This window comes from Olsenella sp. SW781 (genome assembly GCF_012027725.1).
Taxonomy (GTDB): Bacteria; Actinomycetota; Coriobacteriia; order Coriobacteriales; family Atopobiaceae; genus Thermophilibacter.
This window is the reverse complement of sequence record NZ_SJOU01000015.1, coordinates 1-21,814: the sequence shown is the minus strand read 5'-3', so window position 1 is coordinate 21,814 and position 21,814 is coordinate 1. Positions and strand designations below refer to the sequence as shown.

At 68.4% G+C, this 21,814-nt stretch carries 22 protein-coding genes; 5 read left to right on the top strand and 17 right to left on the bottom strand.

The window, feature by feature from the left end; all coding sequences use genetic code 11:
- Positions 1-33 precede the first annotated feature (33 nt).
- From E0L17_RS08895 to E0L17_RS08885, 3 genes are all read right to left on the bottom strand, one after another.
- On the bottom strand, positions 34-654 hold the full coding sequence (locus E0L17_RS08895) for a hypothetical protein (protein WP_167930884.1): 621 nt from the start codon (positions 652-654) through the stop codon (positions 34-36).
- Positions 655-948: 294 nt separating this feature from the next.
- Entirely contained in the window at positions 949-1,626 is a 678-nt protein-coding gene (locus tag E0L17_RS08890) for a transaldolase family protein (RefSeq protein WP_167930883.1), read from the bottom strand.
- Between the two features lie 65 nt (positions 1,627-1,691).
- Positions 1,692-4,112 (bottom strand): glycyl radical protein, encoded by a 2,421-nt coding sequence (locus E0L17_RS08885; protein ID WP_167930882.1) that lies wholly within the window; start codon positions 4,110-4,112, stop codon positions 1,692-1,694.
- A gap of 152 nt (positions 4,113-4,264) precedes the next feature.
- On the opposite strand from E0L17_RS08885, the gene E0L17_RS08880 reads away from it, so the two are divergent.
- Positions 4,265-5,173 carry a glycyl-radical enzyme activating protein gene (locus E0L17_RS08880; protein ID WP_167930881.1) on the top strand — a complete coding sequence of 303 codons (909 nt, stop codon included), beginning with the start codon at positions 4,265-4,267 and terminating at the stop codon, positions 5,171-5,173.
- A 161-nt stretch (positions 5,174-5,334) separates the two neighbouring features.
- A complete protein-coding gene (locus E0L17_RS08875) occupies positions 5,335-6,081 on the top strand; it encodes a DeoR/GlpR family DNA-binding transcription regulator (RefSeq protein WP_167930880.1) in 747 nt (248 codons plus the stop codon).
- A 19-nt stretch (positions 6,082-6,100) separates the two neighbouring features.
- Here the strand turns inward: E0L17_RS08875 and E0L17_RS08870 are convergent, their stop codons facing one another.
- The 8 genes from E0L17_RS08870 to E0L17_RS08835 form a co-directional block, all read right to left on the bottom strand.
- The gene (locus tag E0L17_RS08870) at positions 6,101-7,282 is read right to left on the bottom strand and encodes a toxic anion resistance protein (RefSeq protein WP_167930879.1); all 1,182 of its coding nucleotides are present in this window, start codon (positions 7,280-7,282) and stop codon (positions 6,101-6,103) included.
- A 49-nt stretch (positions 7,283-7,331) separates the two neighbouring features.
- Positions 7,332-8,018 carry a hypothetical protein gene (locus E0L17_RS08865; RefSeq protein ID WP_167930878.1) on the bottom strand — a complete coding sequence of 229 codons (687 nt, stop codon included), beginning with the start codon at positions 8,016-8,018 and terminating at the stop codon, positions 7,332-7,334.
- Positions 8,019-8,097: 79 nt separating this feature from the next.
- Positions 8,098-9,720, bottom strand: a complete 1,623-nt coding sequence (locus E0L17_RS08860; RefSeq protein ID WP_167930877.1) for a vWA domain-containing protein — start codon at positions 9,718-9,720, stop codon at positions 8,098-8,100.
- A gap of 20 nt (positions 9,721-9,740) precedes the next feature.
- The gene (locus E0L17_RS08855; RefSeq protein ID WP_167930876.1) at positions 9,741-10,895 is read right to left on the bottom strand and encodes a hypothetical protein; all 1,155 of its coding nucleotides are present in this window, start codon (positions 10,893-10,895) and stop codon (positions 9,741-9,743) included.
- A 323-nt stretch (positions 10,896-11,218) separates the two neighbouring features.
- Positions 11,219-11,992 (bottom strand): ABC transporter ATP-binding protein, encoded by a 774-nt coding sequence (locus tag E0L17_RS08850; protein WP_353652974.1) that lies wholly within the window; start codon positions 11,990-11,992, stop codon positions 11,219-11,221.
- A gap of 2 nt (positions 11,993-11,994) precedes the next feature.
- A complete protein-coding gene (locus tag E0L17_RS08845; protein WP_167930875.1) occupies positions 11,995-13,044 on the bottom strand; it encodes an ABC transporter substrate-binding protein in 1,050 nt (349 codons plus the stop codon).
- Positions 13,034-13,822, bottom strand: coding sequence for an ABC transporter permease (locus E0L17_RS08840; protein WP_167930874.1), 789 nt, complete (start codon positions 13,820-13,822; stop codon positions 13,034-13,036). The genes E0L17_RS08845 and E0L17_RS08840 overlap by 11 nt, the downstream gene beginning before the upstream one ends.
- Before the next feature lies 1 nt (position 13,823).
- Positions 13,824-14,165 carry a thiamine-binding protein gene (locus E0L17_RS08835; RefSeq protein ID WP_167930873.1) on the bottom strand — a complete coding sequence of 114 codons (342 nt, stop codon included), beginning with the start codon at positions 14,163-14,165 and terminating at the stop codon, positions 13,824-13,826.
- 205 nt (positions 14,166-14,370) lie between these two features.
- Here E0L17_RS08835 and E0L17_RS08830 point away from each other — a divergent pair, with 205 nt between their 5' ends.
- Positions 14,371-14,967 carry a metal-dependent hydrolase gene (locus E0L17_RS08830; protein WP_167930872.1) on the top strand — a complete coding sequence of 199 codons (597 nt, stop codon included), beginning with the start codon at positions 14,371-14,373 and terminating at the stop codon, positions 14,965-14,967.
- Here the strand turns inward: E0L17_RS08830 and E0L17_RS08825 are convergent, their stop codons facing one another.
- Complete coding sequence (locus E0L17_RS08825; protein ID WP_167930871.1) at positions 14,968-15,420, bottom strand: C-GCAxxG-C-C family (seleno)protein; 453 nt, start codon at positions 15,418-15,420, stop codon at positions 14,968-14,970.
- 78 nt (positions 15,421-15,498) lie between these two features.
- Here E0L17_RS08825 and E0L17_RS08820 point away from each other — a divergent pair, with 78 nt between their 5' ends.
- Entirely contained in the window at positions 15,499-16,482 is a 984-nt protein-coding gene (locus E0L17_RS08820) for a D-isomer specific 2-hydroxyacid dehydrogenase family protein (protein WP_167930870.1), read from the top strand.
- A gap of 401 nt (positions 16,483-16,883) precedes the next feature.
- Here the strand turns inward: E0L17_RS08820 and E0L17_RS08815 are convergent, their stop codons facing one another.
- From E0L17_RS08815 to E0L17_RS08795, 5 genes are read right to left on the bottom strand one after another with little or no spacing between them, the layout of a single operon-like run.
- Positions 16,884-17,474 (bottom strand): Asp23/Gls24 family envelope stress response protein, encoded by a 591-nt coding sequence (locus E0L17_RS08815; protein ID WP_167930869.1) that lies wholly within the window; start codon positions 17,472-17,474, stop codon positions 16,884-16,886.
- 59 nt (positions 17,475-17,533) lie between these two features.
- Positions 17,534-17,902: a DUF2273 domain-containing protein gene (locus E0L17_RS08810; RefSeq protein WP_167930868.1), complete on the bottom strand. Its 369-nt coding sequence runs from the start codon at positions 17,900-17,902 to the stop codon at positions 17,534-17,536.
- A gap of 5 nt (positions 17,903-17,907) precedes the next feature.
- On the bottom strand, positions 17,908-18,546 hold the full coding sequence (gene amaP, locus E0L17_RS08805; RefSeq protein WP_167930867.1) for an alkaline shock response membrane anchor protein AmaP: 639 nt from the start codon (positions 18,544-18,546) through the stop codon (positions 17,908-17,910).
- A gap of 37 nt (positions 18,547-18,583) precedes the next feature.
- Complete coding sequence (gene nhaA / locus E0L17_RS08800; RefSeq protein WP_167930866.1) at positions 18,584-19,987, bottom strand: Na+/H+ antiporter NhaA; 1,404 nt, start codon at positions 19,985-19,987, stop codon at positions 18,584-18,586.
- A gap of 3 nt (positions 19,988-19,990) precedes the next feature.
- A complete protein-coding gene (locus E0L17_RS08795) occupies positions 19,991-20,587 on the bottom strand; it encodes a DUF1836 domain-containing protein (protein WP_167930865.1) in 597 nt (198 codons plus the stop codon).
- A 122-nt stretch (positions 20,588-20,709) separates the two neighbouring features.
- Here E0L17_RS08795 and E0L17_RS08790 point away from each other — a divergent pair, with 122 nt between their 5' ends.
- Positions 20,710-21,576, top strand: coding sequence for a DegV family protein (locus E0L17_RS08790; protein ID WP_167930864.1), 867 nt, complete (start codon positions 20,710-20,712; stop codon positions 21,574-21,576).
- Positions 21,577-21,814 lie beyond the last annotated feature (238 nt).

Here is a 21,814-nt window from a genome sequence, read left to right as displayed (position 1 = left end):
AGGGCCTCCACCTTCTGGAGGGCGCGGGGAGGGTCACTCGATGGCGAGCGTCACCTGGGTGTTGGGGAGGCCGGTCACGGTGGCGGTGGTGCGGTCGCGGTCCCAGCTGAGGAACGTATCGCTGTTAATGCGGAACTCCCACTCCTTGCCGGACTCGTCGACGCCGCTGAGGTAGTACGTCGCGCCGCTCTCGCCGCTCACGTCCCTCGTCTCGACATCGTGCAGCTCGACGCGCACGGGGTCGAAGAGGTACGGGATGTCCAGCAGCGGCTGCCCCACAAAGACGTAGCAGGTAACCACCATGAGCGCGATGATGACCGCCCCGAAGATGCGCTCGCCCACGCCCTTGAAGTCGTCGCGCAGCTGCCGCGCCACCGCCACGACGCCAAAGGAGAAGATGGCAAGCCAGCCCGGGACGCCCACGAGCCGATACGCCACCGCAATCGGCCCCTCGTCCGTCTTGCCCAAGGTAAAAAGGCCGATGAGCCCCCACACGACGTAGCTGACCACAGCCAGGGGAACAATCACAATCAAGGCAATCGCCAGATAGCGGCGCCGGCGGTCACGGGCGGACTCCACGGGGGACTCGCTCGCCTCCGCCTCCTCCATCGCCGCCTTGAGCCTCGCGTACGTATCGTCCTCGTGCGCTTCCATATACCCCCTCTGCTCTCAGGACAACGTTAGCCTGACGCAAGGGGAAATGTTGGCTTGGCCGGCATCCCTTGCGCAACGCTTACGTCGCAGGCTAGGGCGGCCGGGCAGGACCCTTCGCAGAGATCTCGGGTTGCGCATGGCGAGAAGAACGCGTAGCTCGGGATTTTGCGGCCAAGCGGCCACGTTTCCCGAGCTACGCGTTCGGTAGTTCAACTTCTATCACGCGCTAACGCGGATGTTGGAAATCCCCGGTTGCGCGTGGAGGCCCGGGGCCGAGGTTCTTCTCGCCCGCCCCTACAGGTCGGCCATCGTCTTGCCGGCGCCAACGAGACCCTCGAAGTCGGCGGTGAAGGCGTCCACCGCGGCGTCGATCGCGGCGTTCTTGACCAGGCCCTCGATCACGGAGGAGGCGGCCGTCACGGCGCCCACGCCGTAGCGGGCGAGCTCGAGGATCTGCTGGGAGTTCTTGAAGCTCGCGGCGAGCACCTCGCAGGGGAGGTCGTTGGCGCGGAAGATGTCGTGGATCTCCATGGCCACGCCCACGCCGTCATAGCCCATGTTGTCGATGCGGTTGATGTAGGGCGCGGCGTACGAGGCGCCGGCCTTGGCGGCGAGGAACGCCTGCATGGGGGTGTAGATCGCCGTGGCGGTGGTGCGGATGCCCTCCGCGGCGAGCATGCGGATGGCCTTGAAGCCCTCGGGGACGCTCGGAACCTTGGGGAAGGTGTTGGCGCCGAGCTCGGCCACGATGCGCTTGCCGTCGGCGACCATGCCCTCGGCGTCGCGGGCCACGACCTGCGCGTGGAGCTCCATCTCGGGCCCGATGATGTCGCGGATCTCGTGCAGGACCTCGAAGGGCGCGCGCCCGGAGGCGGCGAGGATCGACGGGTTGGTGGTCACGCCGTCAACGGGGTAGTACTCGACCAGGCGCTTGATGGCGTTGACGTCGGCGTCGTCGATGATGAGCTTCATGAGGCATTCCTTTCGCTAGCTCGTTGGCGTGCAAAAGTGCCTGTCACTTTTGCACGCCTTGCACATTACAGGGTCTGTTCGGTGCGGGCGATGATGTCGTCCTGGGTAGCGCGGGAGAGTACGTTGAAGAAGGCGGAGTAGCCGGCCACGCGCACGATGAGGTCCTTGTGGCACTCGGGGTGCTCCTGCGCGTCGATGAGGGTGGCGCGGTCGACGACGTTGTACTGCACGTGATAGCCATGCAGGCGGTCGAAGAAGGCGGAGATGAGCATCTCGAGCTTCTGCTTGTTGCGCTCGGTGGCCAGCGTCGCGGGCGTGACCTTCTGGTTGAGCAGCACGCCGCCGGTGATCTTCTCCGTGGGGAGCTTGGAGACGGACTTGAAGACGGCGGTGGGGCCGTGGGTGTCCGCGTTGTGCGCGGGGCTGCAGCCCTCTGCCAGCGGTTCGTGGGCGTGACGGCCGTCGGGCGTGGCCATGGTGCCCATGCCCTGGCCCACGTTGGCGCTGATCGAGGAGGTGCCGGCGTAGCGGATGCCGCCGATGGGGCCGCGGCCGTGGCGCGTGTTGGGGTACTTGGCGATCTCGTCGATGTAGGACTGGTAGGCGTCCACCACGAGCTGGTCCACGGAGTCGTCGTCGTTGCCGTACTTGGGGGCGTCGTTCACGAGCATCTGGCGGATGCGCTCGCCCTGCTCGCCCGCGAAGTCGCTCTCCAGCGCGTCGGCAAGCTCTGCCGGGGTGATGCGACCCTCATCAAAGACGAGCTTCTTGATGGCGGCGAGGGAGTCGGCCATGTTGGCGATGCCCACCTGCAGGCCGGAGATGAAGTCGTAGACCGCACCGCCCTCCTTGATGGTCTTGCCGCGGCCGATGCAGTCGTCCGTGAGCGCGGAGCAGAGGATGTCGGGCACGTCGCGCTCGGACGCCTTGTCGATGGCGTTCTCCACGATGACGCTCGCGCGGGTGACCTCGCGCACGGTCTTGTCCCAGGCCTCCATGAGCTCGTCGTAGCTCTTCATGTCACGGAAGTAGCCGTAGCCGTGGGCAAAGCGCTTGCCGGAGGTGACGTCCACGCCGTTGTTCATGGCCACGAGCAGCATGCGCGGGAAGTTCACGTAGCTCATGCCCGTGCAGCGATAGCCCCACTTGCCCGGGACGGCCGTCTCCACGCAGCCGATGGCGGAGTAGTTGTAGGCGTCCTCCTCGGCCACGCCCCAGTTGATGAAGGACGGGATGATGACCTCGTCGTTGTTGAGGGCGGGCATGCCAAAGCCGAGCTTCATGACCTCGACGCACTCGTCGTAGAACTTCTTGTTGAGCCCCGCGTGGTAGCGCACCGTGAGGTTGGGCTGGGTGAGGCGGGTCTGCGCCACGGACTGCAGCACGAGGAAGGAGAGGTCGTTGACGGCGTCGGTCTTGTCCGTGGTCTGACCGCCGATGGTCACGTTCTGATACATGGGGCTGCCGGCGCTCGAGAAGGTGTGCGCCTGGCTGCGCACCTTGTTGACGGAGAGCGTCTTGATCCACAGGCACGTGAGGAGCTCGAGGGCCTCGTCGCGCGTGATGGCGCCGGAGGCGATGTCGGCCTCGTAGTACGGGAACATGTACTGGTCGAAGCGGCCGTAGGAGAGGCTGTGGCCGTTGGACTCGATCTGCAGGATGAGCTGGATGAACCAGACGGACTGCACGGCCTCGCGGAAGGAGCGGGCGGGCTCGTAGGGCACGCGGTCGCAGGCCTCGGCCATCTGGAGGAGCTCGGCGGCGCGCGCCGGGTCCTTCTCGGCCGCCGCCATCTCGCGGGCGAGGGCGGCATAGCGCGCGGCAAAGCGGCGAACCGCGGCGATCACCACGAGGACGGCCTTGTAGAAGACGTACTTGTCGATGGACTCAGGGTCGGTGAGGTCGAGGGCGGCCTTGAGCGCGCGGACGCGCTCCTCGTAGCCCTTGAGACCGTCGGAGAGCACGCGGGCGTAGTTCACGGCCAGGTGGGCGTCGCCGGCGTTGAGCTTGCCCTCCATGCCGAAGACGCCGGTCTCCATGTAGACCTGGACCTCGTCGGGCAGAAGCGCCTCGCCGCGGGCGCGCAGGTTGTTGTTGTCCCAGAAGGGCGCGAGGTCGCGGAGCTGCCGCTTGGTCTCCTCCGTGATGTAGAAGACGTCGCCGTCGCGCTTCTCGAAGGTGTCGAGCTCGTCGATCACGAACTCCATCGTGTACTCGGGGAAGATCGGGGCGTTGCGGTTCTTGGTGGCCTGGTTGCCCGCGATGAGCGTCTTGCCCTCGATGTAGATCGTCATGTTGTCGAGGATCTTCTCGAGCATGAGGGCGCGCTTCATGACGTTGGGCTGGTTCTGGTGCTCGCGGTAGGCCTCCGTCGCCAGCACGGCGCGCTCGGCGTCGATGTAGGGCTTCTCGTCGAGCATCTCCTCGCGAAACGCCTTCATGCGGGACGTGAGCTCGCCGAAGTGGCTCTCGTTTGCCTGGGACATCTGGGACTTCCCTTCTCGTGGGACGCCTTCTGGCTACAGCATACTTATAGCAGCCGTCAGGTGCAGTGTCAACGTTCGGAATGAGATTTACTTTCGTTCGTAAGTGTCTTAGAATGACGGCGGGGAGAGGGACGGAGGCCCGGGGAGGGACCATGCAGACAGCGACCGTATTCAACGTGCAGAAGTTCAGCCTCGACGATGGGCCAGGCATCCGCACCGTGGTCTTCCTCAAGGGCTGCCCGCTGCGCTGCTACTGGTGCTCCAACCCGGAGAGCCAGCTGCGCCGCCCGCAGCTCGAGTGGAACGCCCGGAGCTGCGTCGGCTGCCGGGCGTGCCTGGCGGCGTGCCCGGGCGTCGCGGCGGCGGGGCCAGAGGACAGGCGCCACGTGGACGTGCGCGCGGTGGACGCCGCGTCGCCGGAGGCGGCGGCCGCCGTCGCGGGCTGCCCGGGGCGCGCGCTCACGGTTGCCGGGCGCACCCGCACCACAGAGGACGTCTTCGAGGAGTGCATACAGGACGAGCCCTTCTACCTGCAGAGCGGGGGCGGCGTCACGCTCTCGGGCGGCGAGCCCCTCACCTGGCCGGACTTCTGCGTGGAGCTCCTCGGCCTCCTGTGCGAGGCGGGCGTGGACACCAACGTGGAGACCACGGCCTACGTGCCCGCGCGCGACTTCGACCGCGTGGCCGGGCTGCTCAGCCACGCCTACATCGACATGAAGCACTGGGACGCCGCGGCGCACCGCGAGGGCACGGGGGTGGAGAACGACCTCATCCTCGCCAACACCCGCCGCGCGATCGAGGCGGGCGTCGACGTGCTCGTGCGCACGCCCGTCATCCCCGGCTTCAATGACGGACCCGAGGACGCCCGGTGCTTTGCGGAGCGCCTCCACGAGGTCGGCGCCTCGCGCGTGCAGCTCCTCCCCTTCCACAACTTCGGCGAGAACAAGTACGACCTGCTCGGCCGCGACTACCGCCTCCATGGCCTCGCCAACCTCCACGAGGAGGACCTCGAGGGGTTCCGGCAGGTCTACGTGGACGCCGGGATTGACGCATTCTTCTGAGGGCTACTTCCCCGGAGTGTACATATGCCCCTGTTTTTGCGCCTTAAGGGTCAAAAAACACCGCATGTGTACAGTCGCACGAGCTATCGATTCTTTGAGAGCTTCGTTCGTAAGCGCATTATGCAATACTCCTTACGAATAGGCATTCAAAGGAGAACGTCATGCCCTCACGCACCAACCGGATTCTCGAAATCCTCACCGAGCGCACGCGCGTCGAGGTCTCGGCGCTCGCCGAGGAGCTCGGCGTGTCGCAGGTCACCATGCGCAAGGACCTCACCGAGCTCGAGCGGCGCCACCTCATCCGCCGCGAGCACGGCTACGCGGTGCTGCGCAGCACGGACAACGTGGAGGGGCGCCTCGCCTATCACTACGAGGAGAAGCGCGCCATCGCCCAACGCGCCGCCAGGCTGGTGCACGACGGCGACACGATCATGGTGGAGAGCGGGAGCTGCTGCGCGCTGCTCGTGGCGCAGCTCGCGGCAGAGGGCCGCGAGGTCACCGTCATCACCAACAGCGCCTTCATCGCGGCGTCCGTGCGTGACGACCCCACGGTGAAGGTCGTGCTCATCGGCGGCATCTACCAGAAGGACTCGCAGGTCATGGTGGGCCCCATGGTGCGCGCATGCGTCGAGGGATTCTACGTGGACCAGCTTTTCGCCGGCACGGACGGCTTCTCGGCGCGCACCGGCTTCACCAACAGCGACCAGATGCGCGCCCAGGCCGTGCGCGACATGGCCGAGCACGCCGAGCGCGTGGTGGTGCTCACGGAGAGCGAGAAGTTCAGCCGCCGCGGAACCGTGCCGCTTGCGCTAGGCGAGAAGGACGTCAGCGTGATCACCGACTCCCACGTGAGCAACGAGGCGCGCACCGAGCTCGCCGCGGCCGGCGTGGAGCTCGTCTGCGCATAGCGCGGGGCCGTGCCGCCGACTATTCCGTCGCGCCGCCCTCGCCGTCGCGGTTCATCCGCTCGGCATAGGCGTGGGCGCGCTCGAGCTGGTCGTTCAGCACGTCAATGGTCTTGGAGAAGGACTCGTTTGCCTGCTCGCGGAACTTGTCGATGCTGTCAAGCGTGGAGAAGACCGCATCATAGGCCCGGCGCAGCGTCTCCGGGGAGACGCCACTCGAGACCGCCTGCTGCTGCGTGCGCAGGGAGTTCTCCTGCAGGAGCTTGCTCGTGCGGTCAATCATGGCGTCCGTGGTCTTGTTGACCGCGTCGATCTGGTCGAGCACGAGCTTCTGGTTCTCGAGCGACTGCGCCACGATCACGGCCGTGCGCAGCGCGGTCACCGTGGTGGTCTTGGCGCGCTCGACGCCACGCACGAGCTGGTCGTTGTTCTGCTGGATGATGCCCATCGAGAGGTAGGCCTGGATGGTCACGGCGGCCTGCGTCTGCACGTCCTGGCGACGCTGGCGCACCGCGAACAGGGCGTCTCTCTCGAGCGATGCCGCCAGCTCGGCGTTGCCCGCCGCACGCTCCCGGTCGATGCGCGCCACGAGCTCGCCATCGATGCTCGTAAGCAGCTCGTAGGCGCGCTTGAGGGTGCCCAGGTTGCCCCAGAGGCTGCGGCGCTCCACGTTGAGGGCGGCGTTGTCCTTGCGCAGCAGGTCCTGACCCTTGCCGAGCGACAGCAGGATGGCGTTGAGCTGCTGCTGGTTTGACTCATAGCGCTTGAAGTAGCGCTTCACGCGATTGGCGAAGGGCAGAGTCCCCAGCAGGCGGTCGGCGAAGGTGTCCTCCCCTGGCGCGAGCTCGTCGACCTCGTTGCGCAGGTCCACGAGGCTCCTGGAGACCTGCTCCTGGGCGCCTCCGCTCTTCGACGTCGCCAGGGACTGCTCAAGAAAGCGGCTCGAGGTGCTGGCCGTCTCCAGAAAGGCGTCGGACCCCACCTCGAAGATCGCGTCGACCTCCTGCTTGAACTCCAGGCTCTGGGGCGGCAGGGCGGCCACCTTGGCAACCCAGGAGCTGGCGTTGCCGCTCAGGCGCAGGAGCTCCTCGGGGCTCGGCGCGGGCACCTGCGCGAGGGCGCCCTCGGTCTTGACGGGCTCCGGCGCCGGCGTCACCTCCAGGTCAAAGCTGTCGTCGGGCGCGTCGAGAAGGTCGTGTGCCATGATGGCTCCTCTCCAAGTGTCAGATCCAAGTGTCGAATCGTTCCGTCGGCTACGGGAGGTCATCGGGCGGCTCCCCCAAGGAGAGCTCGGGCGACCGATGGCCGAGACGCTGGCGCAAGTAGTCGGAGCCCGTCTCGATCTTCGCGGAGGCCCCGTCGACGATGTTGGTCCGTATGCGGTCGAGCGCGCCGGCAACATGCGCGCACTGCTCGTCGAGCGCGGTCACGTTCCGCCTGGCGCGCGAGCTCGCCCGACCGCCAAACCCCAGGTAGCGGACGTTGGTCACGAGCTGGTCCCAGGCGCCCGGCAGCCACGTGGTGGCAAGCGAAAGGACGAGGTGGCGGTCCTCCTCCGCCCCGGCCGTGGCAAACTCGGGCAGCTCCACGAGCTCCGCCATGGAGGACACGAGGGCCCGCAGCCGCTCGGACTCCGCCGCGATGCCGCGGGGGCTGTCCGCGGCGCACGCCTCGTCGATGCGGCCCGCCATGCCACTCACGGCCTCGGCGGACTCCTTGAGCGTGGGATCGGCCCCGACGAGTGCGTCCAGGTCTATCGCCGCCACGTGGCGAGGCATGTTGAGCGAGGTGAGCAGCAGCCATGAGCCTGCGGACATGAGGGCGCCGACGACCACGAGCGCCACCTGAGCGGCGAGCCCCGAGGCAAGAAGGGCGGAGACGCAGAACACGACGAAGACCGCCGCCGACATCCCGAGCACGAGACCCCGTTCCCCTGGCATCGAACCTCCCATCCGTGGCGACGTGGCGGGCGCCCCCAACCTGTCCCGTTTTCTCTGAGAGAACAAACCCGTCCCCAATTTACAGATAGCCGCGTATCTCCTTGAAGGCGGCGGTGAGGTCGCCGTCCGCGGCGTCAAAGGCGCGCCCGCCCGTCAGCTGGGTGAGCTGCTCCATCTCCGCCCTGCTGGTCTCGCCGAAGAGAATCGCGTAGACGGGGATGCCCTGGACCTCGGGCGTGGCCTCGTACCAGGAGGAGAACTCGGCGATGCCCGGGTAGTCGGTGTTCTCCCCGTCCGAGAAGAGCACGACCGACGTCACGTTGTCGTCCGAGCGGCTCTGCGCCGCCAGCTCGAGGGAGTGCTGCAGGGTGCCGTAGATTGCCGTGTTGCCCGCCGTGCGAAGCCCCTCCACGTAGGCGCGCACGTCGGAGAGGTCTCCGTCCGCCGCCACCTCGAGGTCCTTCTCGCTCTTGATCTCCGAGCCAAACTCGACGAAGTGCACCGTCTCTCGCGGCTGGAACGTGAGGAGCGAGGTCGTGCCGTCCGCTCCGGTGTCCGTGAGGGAGACGAGCGCAGCCTTGAGCGCGTCGAGGCGCGCGCCCTCCATGGAGCCCGAGGTGTCGATCTGAAAGACCATGTTGGCGGGCTTGCGCACGTCGGCGACCCAGCTGGAGAGCAGGGCGCGCACCGTCTCGAGACGGTTGGGGAAGGGGATCTCAAAGACCATCCGCGCGTCATCGGGCGTCGTCGCGGCCGTGCGGCGGAGCGTCTCGTCCGCGATGCGCCGCTGCACGTCATCGCGACGCAGGTAGTCCACGAGCGCCCGATACGCCGCCTCGGCGTCCTCCCCGCGGCCGGAGAGCAGCGTGAGCGGGTAGTCCGCGGTGATGACGCCGTCCTGCGGGATCACCTCCACGAGCCCCTCGTCCTGCAGGATGAGCGACTCGTAGTTGAAGATGCCGTCGACGGCGGACGCGTCCTTGTCGTAGGCCTCCATGAGCCAGCCCGAAGAGCCGCTCGTGAGCGCCTGCCCCTGGGCAAAGCGCGTGAGGTCAGCCGCCACGAGCGAGACGTCGTCGGCTGAGATGGCAACGCCCGTTCCCGAGAGCGCCGTCGCGAGCTCCACCAGCGCGGAGAAGCCGCTGTTGGACGAGACCGGGCTGGACATGCCATAGGAGAACTCGCCCGAGGCGGCGGCGTCCACGACCTCGGCCCACGTGGGGCTCTCCTCGTCCCAGCCGAGCTCGACAGCGCGATCTGCCCTCACGCCGAGCACCACCGGCGTCCGCATGATCGAGGTCTCCTGCGAGACGAGCGAGCCCTTCTCGTCAAAGAGGCTCATGTAGGCGTTGGACGGAAACCACGTGGCGTCGTAGTCCCCCTCGCCCGCCATGACCGCCTCCGTGCCGTCGAGCGTTCCCATGTACTCAAGCTCCACCGAGATCCCCAGTTCCGCTTCGGCGTCCTCCAGGATGGGCAGCATGTCCTGGACCTCCGAGCCCGCGAGCACGCGCAGCGTCGTGCCCGAGACGTCGACCGCGGGCTCGGAGTCGACGTCCTCGCTGGCGGGCCGTCCCTGGGGCTCGCCCTGCGCGGGCCCGCCGCCCGTGCAGGCGGGCAGGGCGGCCACGCAGCCAAGCGCGCAGCCCAGGGCGAGAAGAACGGCGAGCCAGCGGCGGCGTGTGACGGGTGCGTTCAGCATGGTCCCTCTCCTCCCCGGCGCTAGTACAGCGCCTCGATGGTCTGGAGCATGGCGTCCGCCACCTCGTAGCTGGGAGCCTGGGCGGCGTCGATAAACGTGCCGTCCGCAGCGTATCCAGTGAGTCCGGCCTCCCCTACCTGCTCGGAGAAGACGCCCGAGTTGGAGCCGTTGAGGCGAAACCCGTGCCGGGCGATGACGCGCGCCATGTCAGGGTCGTTGTCCAGCACGTCCTGGACCCGCTGCCCCGCCTCGGAGAAGGCCACGACCACGTGGTCCGAGAAAATGGTGGGCGCGGGGTAGCAGATGCGCATCTCGTCGGTCACACGCGTGGGCTCGTTCATCTGGGCCTCGAGGTACTGGCTCTCGTAGATGAGCGTGAGCGGCTGGTTCATGGGCCCCTTGGAGAGGAAGGACTCCCACGGTCCCGCGGATGAGGACTGCGAGTAGCCCTGGTCGAGGAAAAGGCGCGCGAGAGCGTCCGTGGCCTGCTGGCGCCCCGCATCCTCGCTTGTGACCACGGCGTTGCCGTTGAGGACGTAGCTCGCGAGGCTGAGATACATGAGCGCGGAGTTGGAGGAGCGCACGTCGGTGGTGGTGATCATGACGTTTCTGCTCGAGGGATAGGCCTCGGAGCCCGCGAGGTCCGTCCAGCGCCTGCCGTTGGCGACGGCATCGAGGTAGGCGGCCATGTCGAGATACCAGACGCCGTCACGCTGTTCGGCGAGGCCGTTCTGCCCGAGAACGGCGAGGACCGTCTCGCCGGTGGCTATGGCAAGCGGCGAGTAGAAGGGACGCGTGGTGGAGAGAACGGCGTCGCCGTGGACGTCCTCGATGTGCGCGGCCGCGATCTCAGAGGAGGGCGAGGCGAAGTCCGACCCCTCGATGCCCTCGCGCTCCGCCATGGCCCAGGAGCCCGACGTCGTGACCTGAACGTCGAGCCCGTAGCGAGCGAAGATCTCCTTGGCCTCGGGGTCCGCGAAAAGCGACTCCTTCTCGGAGCCGATGACGCCGCGGACCACCGTGAGCGACTGCTCGGCAGGCGCGTCCCCGGATGCCTCGCTGGGGCCCTGCCCGGGCACCGTCCCGTTGGAGAAGAGCGCAATCCCCACAGCGAGCGCCGCCGCCACCACGATGAGCGCGACTCCGGCGACGAGGGTCCTGGTCCTTGCTCCCACGAAGCTCCCTTCAGACGTATCGATGCCCTAACGATACGTCCGGGGGAAGACCTTTTACGGATCGTTCCCCTCCCCTTGCGCGAGCCTTACACCGCCGTTATTCCTTGCTTACGATGCGCGGGGTCTCTCGGCCATTCGTTCTTCTCGCCCACTCGCCCGCTCACCCTTCTCGCCCACGCGCCCTTCTCGCCTACAACATAAATTCTGGCCGCGGCTTTTTGGCGCTTTTTGCCCTCCCGAGGGGGACGAAAGCGCCAAAAAGCCGCGGCCAGATTTGATATGGGCACATTGAGCCACCGAGAAGGGCCTCGGGTCGGCGGCGGCTACCCCAGAAGCGCCATGACCTCGCGCTTGGCGGCGAGGTACTCGTCGGTGAGCTCGAAGTGCTCGCTGTTCACGCGTTCCACGGGCACGATGCCCGCCACGTGGCTGGGCTCGCCCGCAGCCGGCGCACCCGCGAGCACGTAGATCCGGCTCGCCATGGAGACGGCCTCGTCCACGTCATGCGTGATCACGAGCGCGGAGAGCCCCAGCTCGGCCGCCACGCCCACGAACCACCGGCGCACGTCCGTGCGCGTGAGGGCGTCGAGCGCCGAGAAGGGCTCGTCCAAGAGCGTCACGTCCGCGCCCATGAGGTAGGTGCGCAGGAACGCCGCGCGCTGGCGCATGCCGCCGGAGAGCTCGCTCGGCCACTTGCGCTCGCAGCCCGCGAGGCCGAAGCGCTCGAAGAGCGGGGCGGCCTTGGCACGGGCGTCGGTCTTCTTCATGCCCGCGAGCACGAGCGGCAGGCACACGTTGTCGATGATGCGGCGGCTCGGCAGCAGCAGGTCCTTCTGCAGCATGTAGCTCACGCGGCCCGGCCGGCCGGTCACGTCCTCGCCATGCAGGAGGACGCGACCGGACACAGGCGTCGTGAGGCCGGCGAGCGCGTGCAGGATCGTGGTCTTTCCGCAGCCGGAGCGGCCCACGAGGCAGCAGACCTCGCCGGGAGCGACGTCAACGGACACGCCCTGGACGACGATATGCTCGCCGTCCCAGGACAGCGTCAGGTCGCGCGCCTCGAGCGCGGGCACCACGTTCTTCTCGCCAGCGCCCACGCCTACTCCAGGAAGGAGAGGTCGTAGCCGGCGTTGACGTCGAGCTGGTTGTTCACGAGCTCGTTGTCGTTCAGCCACTGGTAGAAGGCGGCCCAGCGCTCGGGGTCGATGACGCCCCAGGCCTCGGCGTCGGCGACGTACTGGTCGGCGAGGTAGGTCTGGCTCTGGTGGACGAGCGCGGAGTCGAGCTCGGGCACCTGCTCGCAGAGGATGTCCGCCGCGGCGTCGGGGTTCTCCACGGCGTACTCGTAGCCCCTCTTGGCCGCGCGCAAGAACGCCCTCACGGCCTCGGGGTTCTCCTTGGCGAAGTCGTCGTTGGCGGCGATGACCGGCGTGTAGTAGTCAAAGACCGGGTCCACCGAGATGAAGCTGAAGTAGTTGTACGGGAAGTCCTGCACCACGGCGTTCTGGACGGCCCAGGCCTCGTAGACCCACACGGTGTCGAACATGTTGGCGCGCAGGCCGCTGACCTCGTCGTCCACCTCGTACGGCACGAGCTCGACCTTGGACCAGTCGCCGCCGTCGGCCTCGACGCAATGGCGCACGGTGGCCTGCTCGACGGGCATGTCCCACGTGGCGTAGGTGTGGCCCTCCATGGCGGCGGGGTGCGTGACGCCGTCCTCCTCGCGGCTCATGATGCCGGAGGTGTTGTGCTGGATGATCGCGGCCACGGCGGAGTAGGGCATCGGCTGGTCGGAGGCCAGGTTGTTTGCGATGTAGTCCTGGTAGGAGACGCCCATCTGCGCGCCGCCGGCGCCGATGAGGGCGTCCGCGCCGTCCGCGGGCGGCTGGATGATCTCCACCTCGAGGCCCTCCTCGTCGAAGTAGCCCTCGGCGAGCGCCACGTAGATGCCGGTGTGGTTGGTGTTGGGGGTGTAGTCCAGGACGAAGGAGACCTTGGTCTTCCCGCCGTCCGCGGAGCCGGAGGCGTCGTCAGCGGCGGGGGCCTGCGCGCCGTCGCAGGCCGCGAGGGCCGCGGTCGTCGCGGCGGCGCCCGCGGCGGCGACGAACTGGCGGCGGCTGAGGTTCCTGGCGAGGTTCTTATCGCTCATTGCTGTTCCTTTCTGCCCGCTTCCAGGGCATGCACGTGCGCTGGGCGAGCTCCACGAGCTTCATGAGGGCGAGCGACAGCGCGGAGATGACGATGATCGAGGCAAACATGCGGTCATACGAGAAGGACTTGCGCACGCGCGTCATGTAGACGCCGAGGCCCACGTTGCCGCCGAGCCACTCGGCGATGACCGCGCCGACGATGGCGTAGGTGGCGGAGATCTTGAGGCCGCTGAAGAACTGCTCCGTCGCGGCGGGCAGCTTGGCGTACCAGAAGATCTGCCAGCGCGAGGCGTTCATCGTGCGCATGAGGTCGATGACGTCCGGGTCCACCGAGCGGAACCCCGAGGCCAGAGACACCGTGATCGGGAAGAACGTCGAGATGATCACGAGCACGACCTTGGGCAGCGCGCCGTAGCCGAGCCACAGCACCAGAAGCGGGGCTATGGCCACGGTGGGGATGGTCTGCGAGATGGTCATGAGCGGCTCGAAGGCCAGGTAGAAGCCCTCGAAGCGATCCATGAGCACCGCAAAGACAAAGCCCAGCGCAACGCCTGCCGCAAGGCCGGCAGCGGCCTCGGCAAGCGTGGTCACGCAGTGGCTCGCGAGCAGTGGGGCGTCCTCCACGAGGGACTGGACCACCTGCACCGGCGTGGGCAGCAGGAAGTTGGGGACGATCCCCACGCCCACGACGGCCTGCCACAGGGCGAGAAGCGCCGCGACGGTCAGAAGCGGCGTGAGCACGCGACGCGCGCGGGCGGGCTCGGGACGGGACGCCATGCTAGGCCGCCGCGTCCTCGGCCTTGGGGGCAAACTCCGGGTCGCCGGGGTGGTACTTGCCGATCTTGCGGTCGGTGGACATGACGTCGCCGTCGGGACGGTAGTTGATCTTGGCGTAGCACATCATGTGCCTGCACCCCGCCTTGGCACCCACGAGCTGGCAGTTCTTGAGGATCTCCATGCAGGTCTCGTAGTCGCCCTCGATCGCCGTCTCAAAGGGGCCGACGAAGTAGTCCACCCCCGTCGAGTCGATGTAGGCGATGACGGCATCCACCGCGTCGCACGTGGCGTCGTCCGTGGTGGCGTCCATGGGCAGGAACTGAATCGCAACCGAGCAGTTCACGCGCCCTCCCTTCCGGGTGCCCCAGGGCACCCCGTCTCCCGTAGGTGCCTCGTTGCGCGCGAAGCTCTTCCCTACGCCGGCATTACCCGGATCAGGTTCCTGGGTCAGGGCCGCAATCCTGGGCCCAATCTCAGCCGGCATGCGCCAGCCCCCCGTTGTCGTAAGGTAGTGTAGCACGCGCGCAGGCGAGAAGGACGGAGGGCACGTGACGGGAAGGACGCACCTCGCGGTGGGCGTCGCGGCGGCGCTGCTCGCGGCGGGGCCGGCGGCGGGCCTCACCGGCCTCGCGGTCGCGGCCGCCGGGGGCGCGGTCGGTGCCGTCCTGCCGGATCTGGACGTCCGCGACACGGCTCACCCCTGGCGAGAGCGGCTCACGCGCGCCGGCGCTGCGGCGCTGCTCGCGGGCGCACTGGTCTTCGATGCTGCGAACGGCGCATCGCTCGCGCGGGAGGCGGTGACACACGGCGTCGGCCCGCTCTCACTTGGCGCGGTCGGGCTCGTCGCCCTGGCCTGCGCGGCGCGGCTCTCGGCGCACCGGTCCTTCTCGCACTCGCTGCCCGCGCTCGTAGGATTTGCGGCGGCGACGTGGCTCGTCTGTCCGCCGCTCGCGCCGTACGTGGCGCTCGGTTTTGCCACGCACCTCGCGCTCGACGCGCTCACCTACCGCGGCCTGCGCCTCTTCTGGCCGTCCAGGCACGGCTTCAGCGCGCGCCTCTGCCACACGGGCGGCATCGTGGACGCGTGCTGCCTCGCTGCGGCGCTCGTCATAGCCGCGGCCTCGCTCTGGCAGGCCCTCCCCTAGCTAGTCCTCCGCGCGGACGCCGAGCTCGCGGCAGAGGATCCGCGCCGCGGCGCCGGCCGCGAGCGAGCAGTGGTACTGGCACTGGGAGACGCGCTCCTCGCCCCACCAGTCCATCCCGCGCGTGAGCACGCGGCAGCAGGTCACGTGCTTGGCGGTGCCGTCGCGGAAGGCGTCGTGCAGCTCGGCCGCGAGCGGCTTGGCGCGCTCCTTGGTCCCCACCATGAGGCCGAGAAACGCCACGGCGCCGGCAAGCGCGCCGCAGATGCACCCCGACCCGCCGATGCCCGCCCCCATGCCGGCGCCCATCGCCACGACCGAGCGCGGGAAGTCGGGCTCGAAGGCGTCCCAGAGCGCCGCGATCACGGACTCGCCGCAGTTCATGTGGTCCGGGCCGGGCGTGTTGTTGGCGCGCGCCGCGGCCTCCACCGCCTCGATGCTCACGCTGTCCGTCATGTCTCCCCCTCCGTCGAAGTCTCGCCAATTCTAGCAGCGGAACCGCTAGCATAGGGCCATCCGACCACGGGAGGCCCCATGAGAATCTTCGCCTACGCCCTGCGCCCCTACGACGAGCTGCCCTGCCTCGAGGCGCTGAGCCGCGAGCTGGGCTTTGACTTCGGCTGGACGGCCGACTACCCCACGCTGGAGAACGCGGGCCTCGCGGCCGGCGCGGACGGCATCTGCATCATCACCAACCCCATGTCGCGCGAGCTCCTCGCGGCCTACCGCGAGCTTGGCGTCCGCGGACTCGCCACGCGGTCGATCGGCTATGAGCACATCGACCTTGCCGCGGCGCGCGAGCTGGGCATCCGCGTGGGGCACGCGTCCTACCCGCCCGAGGGCGTGGCGGACTACGCCATCATGCTGATGCTCATGGCGCTGCGCAAGCTCAAGCTCGTCTGCCGCCACGCCGCGGCGCAGGACTTCACCCTCGAGGGCAAGCTCGGTCGGGCGCTCTCCAGCTGTACCGTGGGCGTGGTGGGGACGGGCGCCATCGGCTCCTGCGTGGTGCGCGAGCTCAGGGGCTTCGGTTGCCGCGTGCTCGCGTACGACCCGTTCCCGCGCGCCGAGCTCGCGGACCTCGCCACCTACACGAGCCTGCCCGAACTTCTCGCCTCCTCTGACGTGGTGACGCTCCACGCGCCGGGCCTGCCCGAGAACCACCACATGATCGGCGCCGAGGAGCTCGCGCTCATGAAGACGGACGCCGTGCTCGTGAATGCCGCGCGCGGCAGCCTCGTTGACACGGCCGCGCTCGTCGAAGCGCTCGAGTCCGAGCGGATAGGCGGGGCGGCGCTCGACACCATCGAGCACGAGGCCGGCCTCTACTACCTTGACCGCAGCCGCGACGCCCTCCCCAACCGGGACCGCGCCGCGCTCATGGCGCTGCCCAACGCCATCGTGACCCCGCACATGGCGTTCTACACCGCCGAGGACGTGGAGGGCATGGTCCGCAGCAACGTCGAGGCGCTGCTCGCCTTCGCCGCAGGCGTCGAGACGCCGCACGAGGTTCGCTGATCCCGGGGCGGTCCCCTTCTGTCCTCATCGCCGCCCTCGTCCCCCTCGCGCCCCCAGCCTCGCGTCGCCCCTGCCTTGCCGCCTGCCTCGCCCCGCAGCGCCCCCTTCTCGCCGCCCGTCGCTTAGGTGAGCACAAAAGTTGAACTATCTTGCATGGTTTTCTTAGGTGAGTAACGTTTTCACAGGTCGCAGGAAGCCACCTCTCTTAGGTGAGCAGAGATGGTTCAACTAATTTGCTCACCTAAGCGGTGGGGCGGCAGGAGCGGGCGCAGGGGCGGCAGAGGCAGGAGACGGCGGAGGCGAGAGGGGGCGCGGAGAGGAAGAAAAAGCCGGGTCGCGGCAAAGAAAGGCCGCGCGGCAAGAAGGACCGCGCGGCCGAAACGGGTGACTGAGCGGAGTCGCTACTCCTCCGGCTCCTCGTCCTTCTCGTCCTTCTTTGCGGGGGCTGCGCGGCGGCTGCGCTGCTCGATCTCCTCGGGCGTGAGCACGTCCTCGATGCGCAGGTTGACGCCGGCCACCTCGAGTCCCGTCATGCCCGTGACCTGCTTGACCACGGCGCGCTTGACGTCCTCGAAGACCTGCGGTGCGTACGCGCCGTACTCGATGAGCACGGAGATGTTCACGCGCACGGCGCTCTCGGGCGTGACCTCGACGGTGACGCCCTTCGTGGAGTCGCTCGCGCCAAAGGCGTCCTGCACGCGGTTGAACCAGCTGCCCTTCATGCCCACGACGCCCGGGACCTCGCGCATCGCGATGGCCACGATCTTCTCGATGACGCCGTTTGAGAAGGTGAGGGAGTCCTCGGAGTCCGTGTCCTCGTCACCCTCCGTGGAGAGGTCGATGTCCTGGCCCTCCTCGGGAAGCTCGGCGAGGGCGTCCTCAGCGGGCTCCGGCCCCTCCTCGACGGCCTCCTCGACCGCCGTCTCCTCGACGACCTCGGGCTCCGGCTCGGCGACCGGCTCGTTGGTCCTGATGCTGCTCGGCTTGCTCATGTCTGCTCCTCGCTGCCGGGGCGGCGCGCCGCCCGCGTCTGCACTACTCGTTATGCCCGTCACTGGTTGCGTGAGAAGAGGCTGCGGATGAGGTTCCAGATCTTGGGGTCCCCGTCAACGGCCTGGCCGACGGCCACGCCCACGAGCACGAAGGCGGCGATGACCGCGGTGTACCAGACGCCCAGGACCAGGAAGGCGATGGCCGCCACGAGGCCCACGACGCCGCCCCAGAAGGCTCCCTCGCCGCCCGGGAAGGTGCGGCGCACCCAGTCGCACACGCAGCCCAGGCCGTCGCGCGCGGGCTCGCCGGAGGCGGCCCCGTCGTCGGGGACGTCGGCGGACGGCCGCTGCCCCGCGTCCTTCTCGCCCGCGTCCTCGAGCTCCACCTTGAACTCCACCCTGGGCTTGGCGCCCCTCTCGTCTGCCATGGCTCCTACGCCTCCCTCTCGGACTCGCGCGCGGCGCCCATCGACACCGTGATCTCACTCGTGGAGTCGGGCTCGGCCGGCGCGAGGCCACCGTCGTCGACGGGCTCGTCGACCTCCGCCAGCGAGACCGTGACCGACTCGGGCTCCACGAACTCCAGGCTCACGTCCTCGACCTTGTCGCCGCAGACCTTGGCGAGCCCGTGCAGGAGGTCCTCGTGCAGCTCGGCGCCCTTGGCGACCACGTCCACACTCTCGTGCGGGAGCACGCGCACGTGGACGCGCACGTGACCGCGGGCCCTGGCGTCAACGATGACGCGCGCCGCCGAGCACGTGCCGTCGGCCTCCACGATGTGGGAGGCCTGGGCGGCGATGGCGTCGCGCGTGACGGAGATGACGCCGCCGTCGACGGAGGCCACCTCGATCGTGCGGACCTTGCGGACCACGAGCGCGCGGACGAGAAGGACCACGAGGCCGAAGGCGCTCACGGCGAGGCACGCCAAGATGGCGATGGAATACGGCTCGAGGTTGAGCAGCGCCGACGCCTCCGCCGTCCACGGGCCGTACCACGTGAGCGCGAGGGCCGCCAGGACGAAGAGGTTCGCCAGCGTGAAGAGGACCATGCAGAGGCGCTTGAAACCGTTCATGCGAGACTCCTAACGGGTGCGAGCGTGCGCATGCACCCTAGGATACCCCTTGCCCCGGACGGTTTGCCCCGCGAGGGCGAGACTTCCGCCCATGCCCGCCGCCGCGCCCGCGAACGGCCAGCCGCACGAAGGCGTAGCCGAGAAGGGCGGAGGTCACCGAGCCCAGCAGGATGGCGCACTTGGCCGCGACGGCGTCGGCCGGGTCCGCGAAGGCCAGGCCGGAGATGAGGATGGACATGGTGAAGCCCACGCCGCCGAGGATGCCCACGGCCACGACCTGGCCCCAGTCCATCCCGCGCGGCAGCCGCGAGAAGCCGAGGCGCACGAGCAGGACGGTCACGAGGATGATGCCCACGGGCTTGCCGACGACGGCGCCGAGATAGGTGCCGAGCGCCGCCGGGTTGGAGAGGATGGCGCCGAAGTTCTCCCCCACGAGGTGCAGCTCCGCGTTCACGAAGGCGAAGAGCGGCAGCACGAGGAAGTTCACGAAGACGGACACGTAGCGCTCCATGCGCTGCAGCGGCGGGGTCACGTGGTGCATGACGCGCTCCACGCGCCAGGCGCCCTCGGTGAAGTCGTGCTGGCCGAGGACGTGGTGCTCGTCGTCGTAGGCGTCATCGAGGTCGTGGGCCCGGTGCGCGAGCCAGTCGGAGAGCTCGGGGAGGCGCACGTCCGAGCGGCTCGGCAGCGCGAAGGCGAGGATGACGCCCGCGAGCGTGGCATGGACGCCCGAGTTGAACATGCACGCCCAGAGCACGAGGCCCACCGCCACGTACGGGGCCACCGAGTAGACCCGCGCCCGGTTGAGCGCCACGAGGCCCAGGACGGCCACGAGCGAGGCGGCGCACCAGCCGAGGTCCGGCACCTGCCCGTAGAAGAGGGCGATGACGACGATGGCGAGGATGTCATCGGCGATGGCGAGCGTCTGGAAGAAGACCTTGGCCTCGGGTGAGATGCGGTCGCCGAGGAGCGACACCACGCCGAGCGCAAAGGCGATGTCGGTGGCGATGGGGACCGCCCATCCGCTCGCGGTGGGCTGGCCGGCGTTGACGGCGAGGTAGATGAGGGCGGGCGCGGTGACGCCGCCCACCGCCGCGAGCATGGGGAGGATGGCCTGGCGCGGGCGGCGGAGCTGCCCCACCGTGGTCTCGTACTTGAGCTCGATGCCCACGAGCAGGAAGAAGACCGCCATGAGGAAGTCGTTCACGAAGGCCTCGACGGTGAGCGAGACCTCGAACGGGCCCGCGCCCACCTCGAGCGGCAGCGCGAGCACCCACTCCACGCCCTCGTAGAGCGGGGTGTTGGCGATCACGAGCGCAAGGAGGGCCGCGGCCACCATGACGCCCGCGGCGACGGTGCCGTTCCCGGTCACCGTGGCGAGCGCGCCGCGCCGCTCGAGGCGGCGCACGACGGCAGGCTCGCCGTAGATGCTCTTGGCCATGCCTCACGCCCCCCGCTCGCCGAGGAGGAGCACCTGCTCCACCGCGACCTTGTCCGCCAGGGCATCCATGGCGGCCTGGAGCAGCCACGCGAGCCCCGTCTCGGCCGGGCGTCCGTCCTTGTCGAGAAGAACGAGCGCGCCCTCCTGGCAGGCCTGCTCGCCGCCAGGCGAGAAGCGCCGCGCGAGCGCCGCCTCGAGCGCCGCGCACGAGCTGTCGTAGAGCGCCTCGAGGTCGAGCTCGGAGGACCAGATGAGGGCGGCGAGCTGGCTCACCTGCGAGATGGAGAACACGCGCTTCAGGGCGCACACGAAGAGCAGCGACGCCACGTGCCGGCGCGTGTAGCGCTTCTTGCGCGGCGCGGGGATCACGCCCTGCTTGACGTAGTTGTTGACCATGGAGCCCGTGACGAGGGTCTCGCCCGGGACCTGCATGAACTCGAGCTCCTGCGAGACGAGCGTGAGCAGCTGGTCGAGGTAGAGCTCGATGCGCGGCATCTCGCGGATGCGCGAGATGTGCACGGAGCGCATCCGCTCCCCGAGAGACCTGAGGTCGTCCTCGCTTGCCGACGCGGCGCGGAGCTCACGGTTCTTCTCGCCCATGGCACTCCTTTGTTTTTCTCGTAAACAGATAATCTAGTATTCAAGACCATGTGAAAGGGATATAGTCTAGCTAGCATCATACCGGCCAGCGGGGACCTCGTCACGCATCAGGGGGAGAAACCATGAACGAGCAGCGCATCGCCGTCATCACCGACTCCGGGACCGACACGCCGGCCGACTTCGTGGCCGCCCACGACGTGCGCGTCATACCGCTGCGCATCAACTACTCCGACGGGTCGAGCTACGAGAACGGCGTCGACATCACCACGGAGGACGTGGTCCGCCGCTTTGACGAGGAGATCCCCTCGACCTCGCTCCCCTCGCCCATGAAGATCCGCGACACCTTCGAGCAGGCGCGGCGCGACGGGTATGTCGGCGCCGTCGTGGTGACCATCTCCTCGGGGCTCTCCGCCACCAACGAGACCATGAACATGGTCGCGCGCCAGATGGAGGACTTCCCCGTCGTGGTGGTGGACACCAAGAGCATCGGCGTCGCCGCGGGCCTCATCGTCATGGAGGCCGTGCGGCAGGTCGAGGCCGGCATGCCGCTCGACAGGATCGGCAGCGTGCTGGGCGCGCTCTCCGAGCGCACGCGCGTGTACTTCTCCGTCCAGAAGCTCGACTTCCTGCGCAAGGGCGGCCGCATCAGCGAGGCCGTCTACCGCGTGGGGTCCGTCCTCAACATCAAGCCCGTCCTCATGTGCGACGAGCGCGAGGGCAAGTACGTCATCGCCAAGAAGGCCCGCGGCTGGCAGCGCGCGCTCGACACGCAGGTCAAGCTGCTCGCTGAGAACGCCACGCGGTGGGGCCGCGTGCGCATTGCGGTCTGCACGTTCGACCCCGCGCTGCGCGGCGAGCTCGTGGCGCGCGTGCGCGAGCGCGTGGGCGCCGTGGCGGAGATCGTCGAGTTTGTGAGCTGCGGCATCTCCGCCGACCTGCTCGTCCACACCGGCCCCACCCTCGTGGGCATGGCGGTCCAGGGAGTCTAGGCGCGCCGCCGCGTGGCATGCCACTGGCGTCAGGTTTATTTGGCACATTTGGCACACGCGCCATCACGCGCAGCCATGGTTTTTCAGACATCCCGGTTTACGCGTGCCGAGAAGGACGCGCAAGCCGGGATTCTGGTTGATTCTGACGCGAGATCCCAAGCTACGCATCCGAAGGTTTCACCTTTTGCACGCGTAAACCGGGATGTGCGGAAATCTCCGCTTCCGCGTGCCTACAGCG

Bases quoted from the DNA above. Each gene is read 5' to 3' on its own strand.
- E0L17_RS08820 (WP_167930870.1), top strand. From the start codon at position 15,499: ATGAGAATCTTCGCCTACGCCCTGCGCCCCTACGACGAGCTGCCCTGC.
- E0L17_RS08860 (WP_167930877.1), bottom strand. From the start codon at position 9,720: ATGCTGAACGCACCCGTCACACGCCGCCGCTGGCTCGCCGTTCTTCTC.
- E0L17_RS08885 (WP_167930882.1), bottom strand. From the start codon at position 4,112: ATGTCCCAGGCAAACGAGAGCCACTTCGGCGAGCTCACGTCCCGCATG.
- E0L17_RS08890 (WP_167930883.1), bottom strand. From the start codon at position 1,626: ATGAAGCTCATCATCGACGACGCCGACGTCAACGCCATCAAGCGCCTG.
- amaP (WP_167930867.1), bottom strand. From the start codon at position 18,546: ATGAACGGTTTCAAGCGCCTCTGCATGGTCCTCTTCACGCTGGCGAAC.
- E0L17_RS08790 (WP_167930864.1), top strand. From the start codon at position 20,710: ATGAACGAGCAGCGCATCGCCGTCATCACCGACTCCGGGACCGACACG.
- E0L17_RS08825 (WP_167930871.1), bottom strand. From the start codon at position 15,420: ATGACGGACAGCGTGAGCATCGAGGCGGTGGAGGCCGCGGCGCGCGCC.
- E0L17_RS08870 (WP_167930879.1), bottom strand. From the start codon at position 7,282: ATGGCACACGACCTTCTCGACGCGCCCGACGACAGCTTTGACCTGGAG.
- E0L17_RS08895 (WP_167930884.1), bottom strand. From the start codon at position 654: ATGGAAGCGCACGAGGACGATACGTACGCGAGGCTCAAGGCGGCGATG.
- E0L17_RS08815 (WP_167930869.1), bottom strand. From the start codon at position 17,474: ATGAGCAAGCCGAGCAGCATCAGGACCAACGAGCCGGTCGCCGAGCCG.
- E0L17_RS08795 (WP_167930865.1), bottom strand. From the start codon at position 20,587: ATGGGCGAGAAGAACCGTGAGCTCCGCGCCGCGTCGGCAAGCGAGGAC.
- E0L17_RS08880 (WP_167930881.1), top strand. From the start codon at position 4,265: ATGCAGACAGCGACCGTATTCAACGTGCAGAAGTTCAGCCTCGACGAT.
- E0L17_RS08865 (WP_167930878.1), bottom strand. From the start codon at position 8,018: ATGCCAGGGGAACGGGGTCTCGTGCTCGGGATGTCGGCGGCGGTCTTC.
- E0L17_RS08875 (WP_167930880.1), top strand. From the start codon at position 5,335: ATGCCCTCACGCACCAACCGGATTCTCGAAATCCTCACCGAGCGCACG.
- E0L17_RS08840 (WP_167930874.1), bottom strand. From the start codon at position 13,822: ATGGCGTCCCGTCCCGAGCCCGCCCGCGCGCGTCGCGTGCTCACGCCG.
- E0L17_RS08845 (WP_167930875.1), bottom strand. From the start codon at position 13,044: ATGAGCGATAAGAACCTCGCCAGGAACCTCAGCCGCCGCCAGTTCGTC.
- nhaA (WP_167930866.1), bottom strand. From the start codon at position 19,987: ATGGCCAAGAGCATCTACGGCGAGCCTGCCGTCGTGCGCCGCCTCGAG.
- E0L17_RS08810 (WP_167930868.1), bottom strand. From the start codon at position 17,902: ATGGCAGACGAGAGGGGCGCCAAGCCCAGGGTGGAGTTCAAGGTGGAG.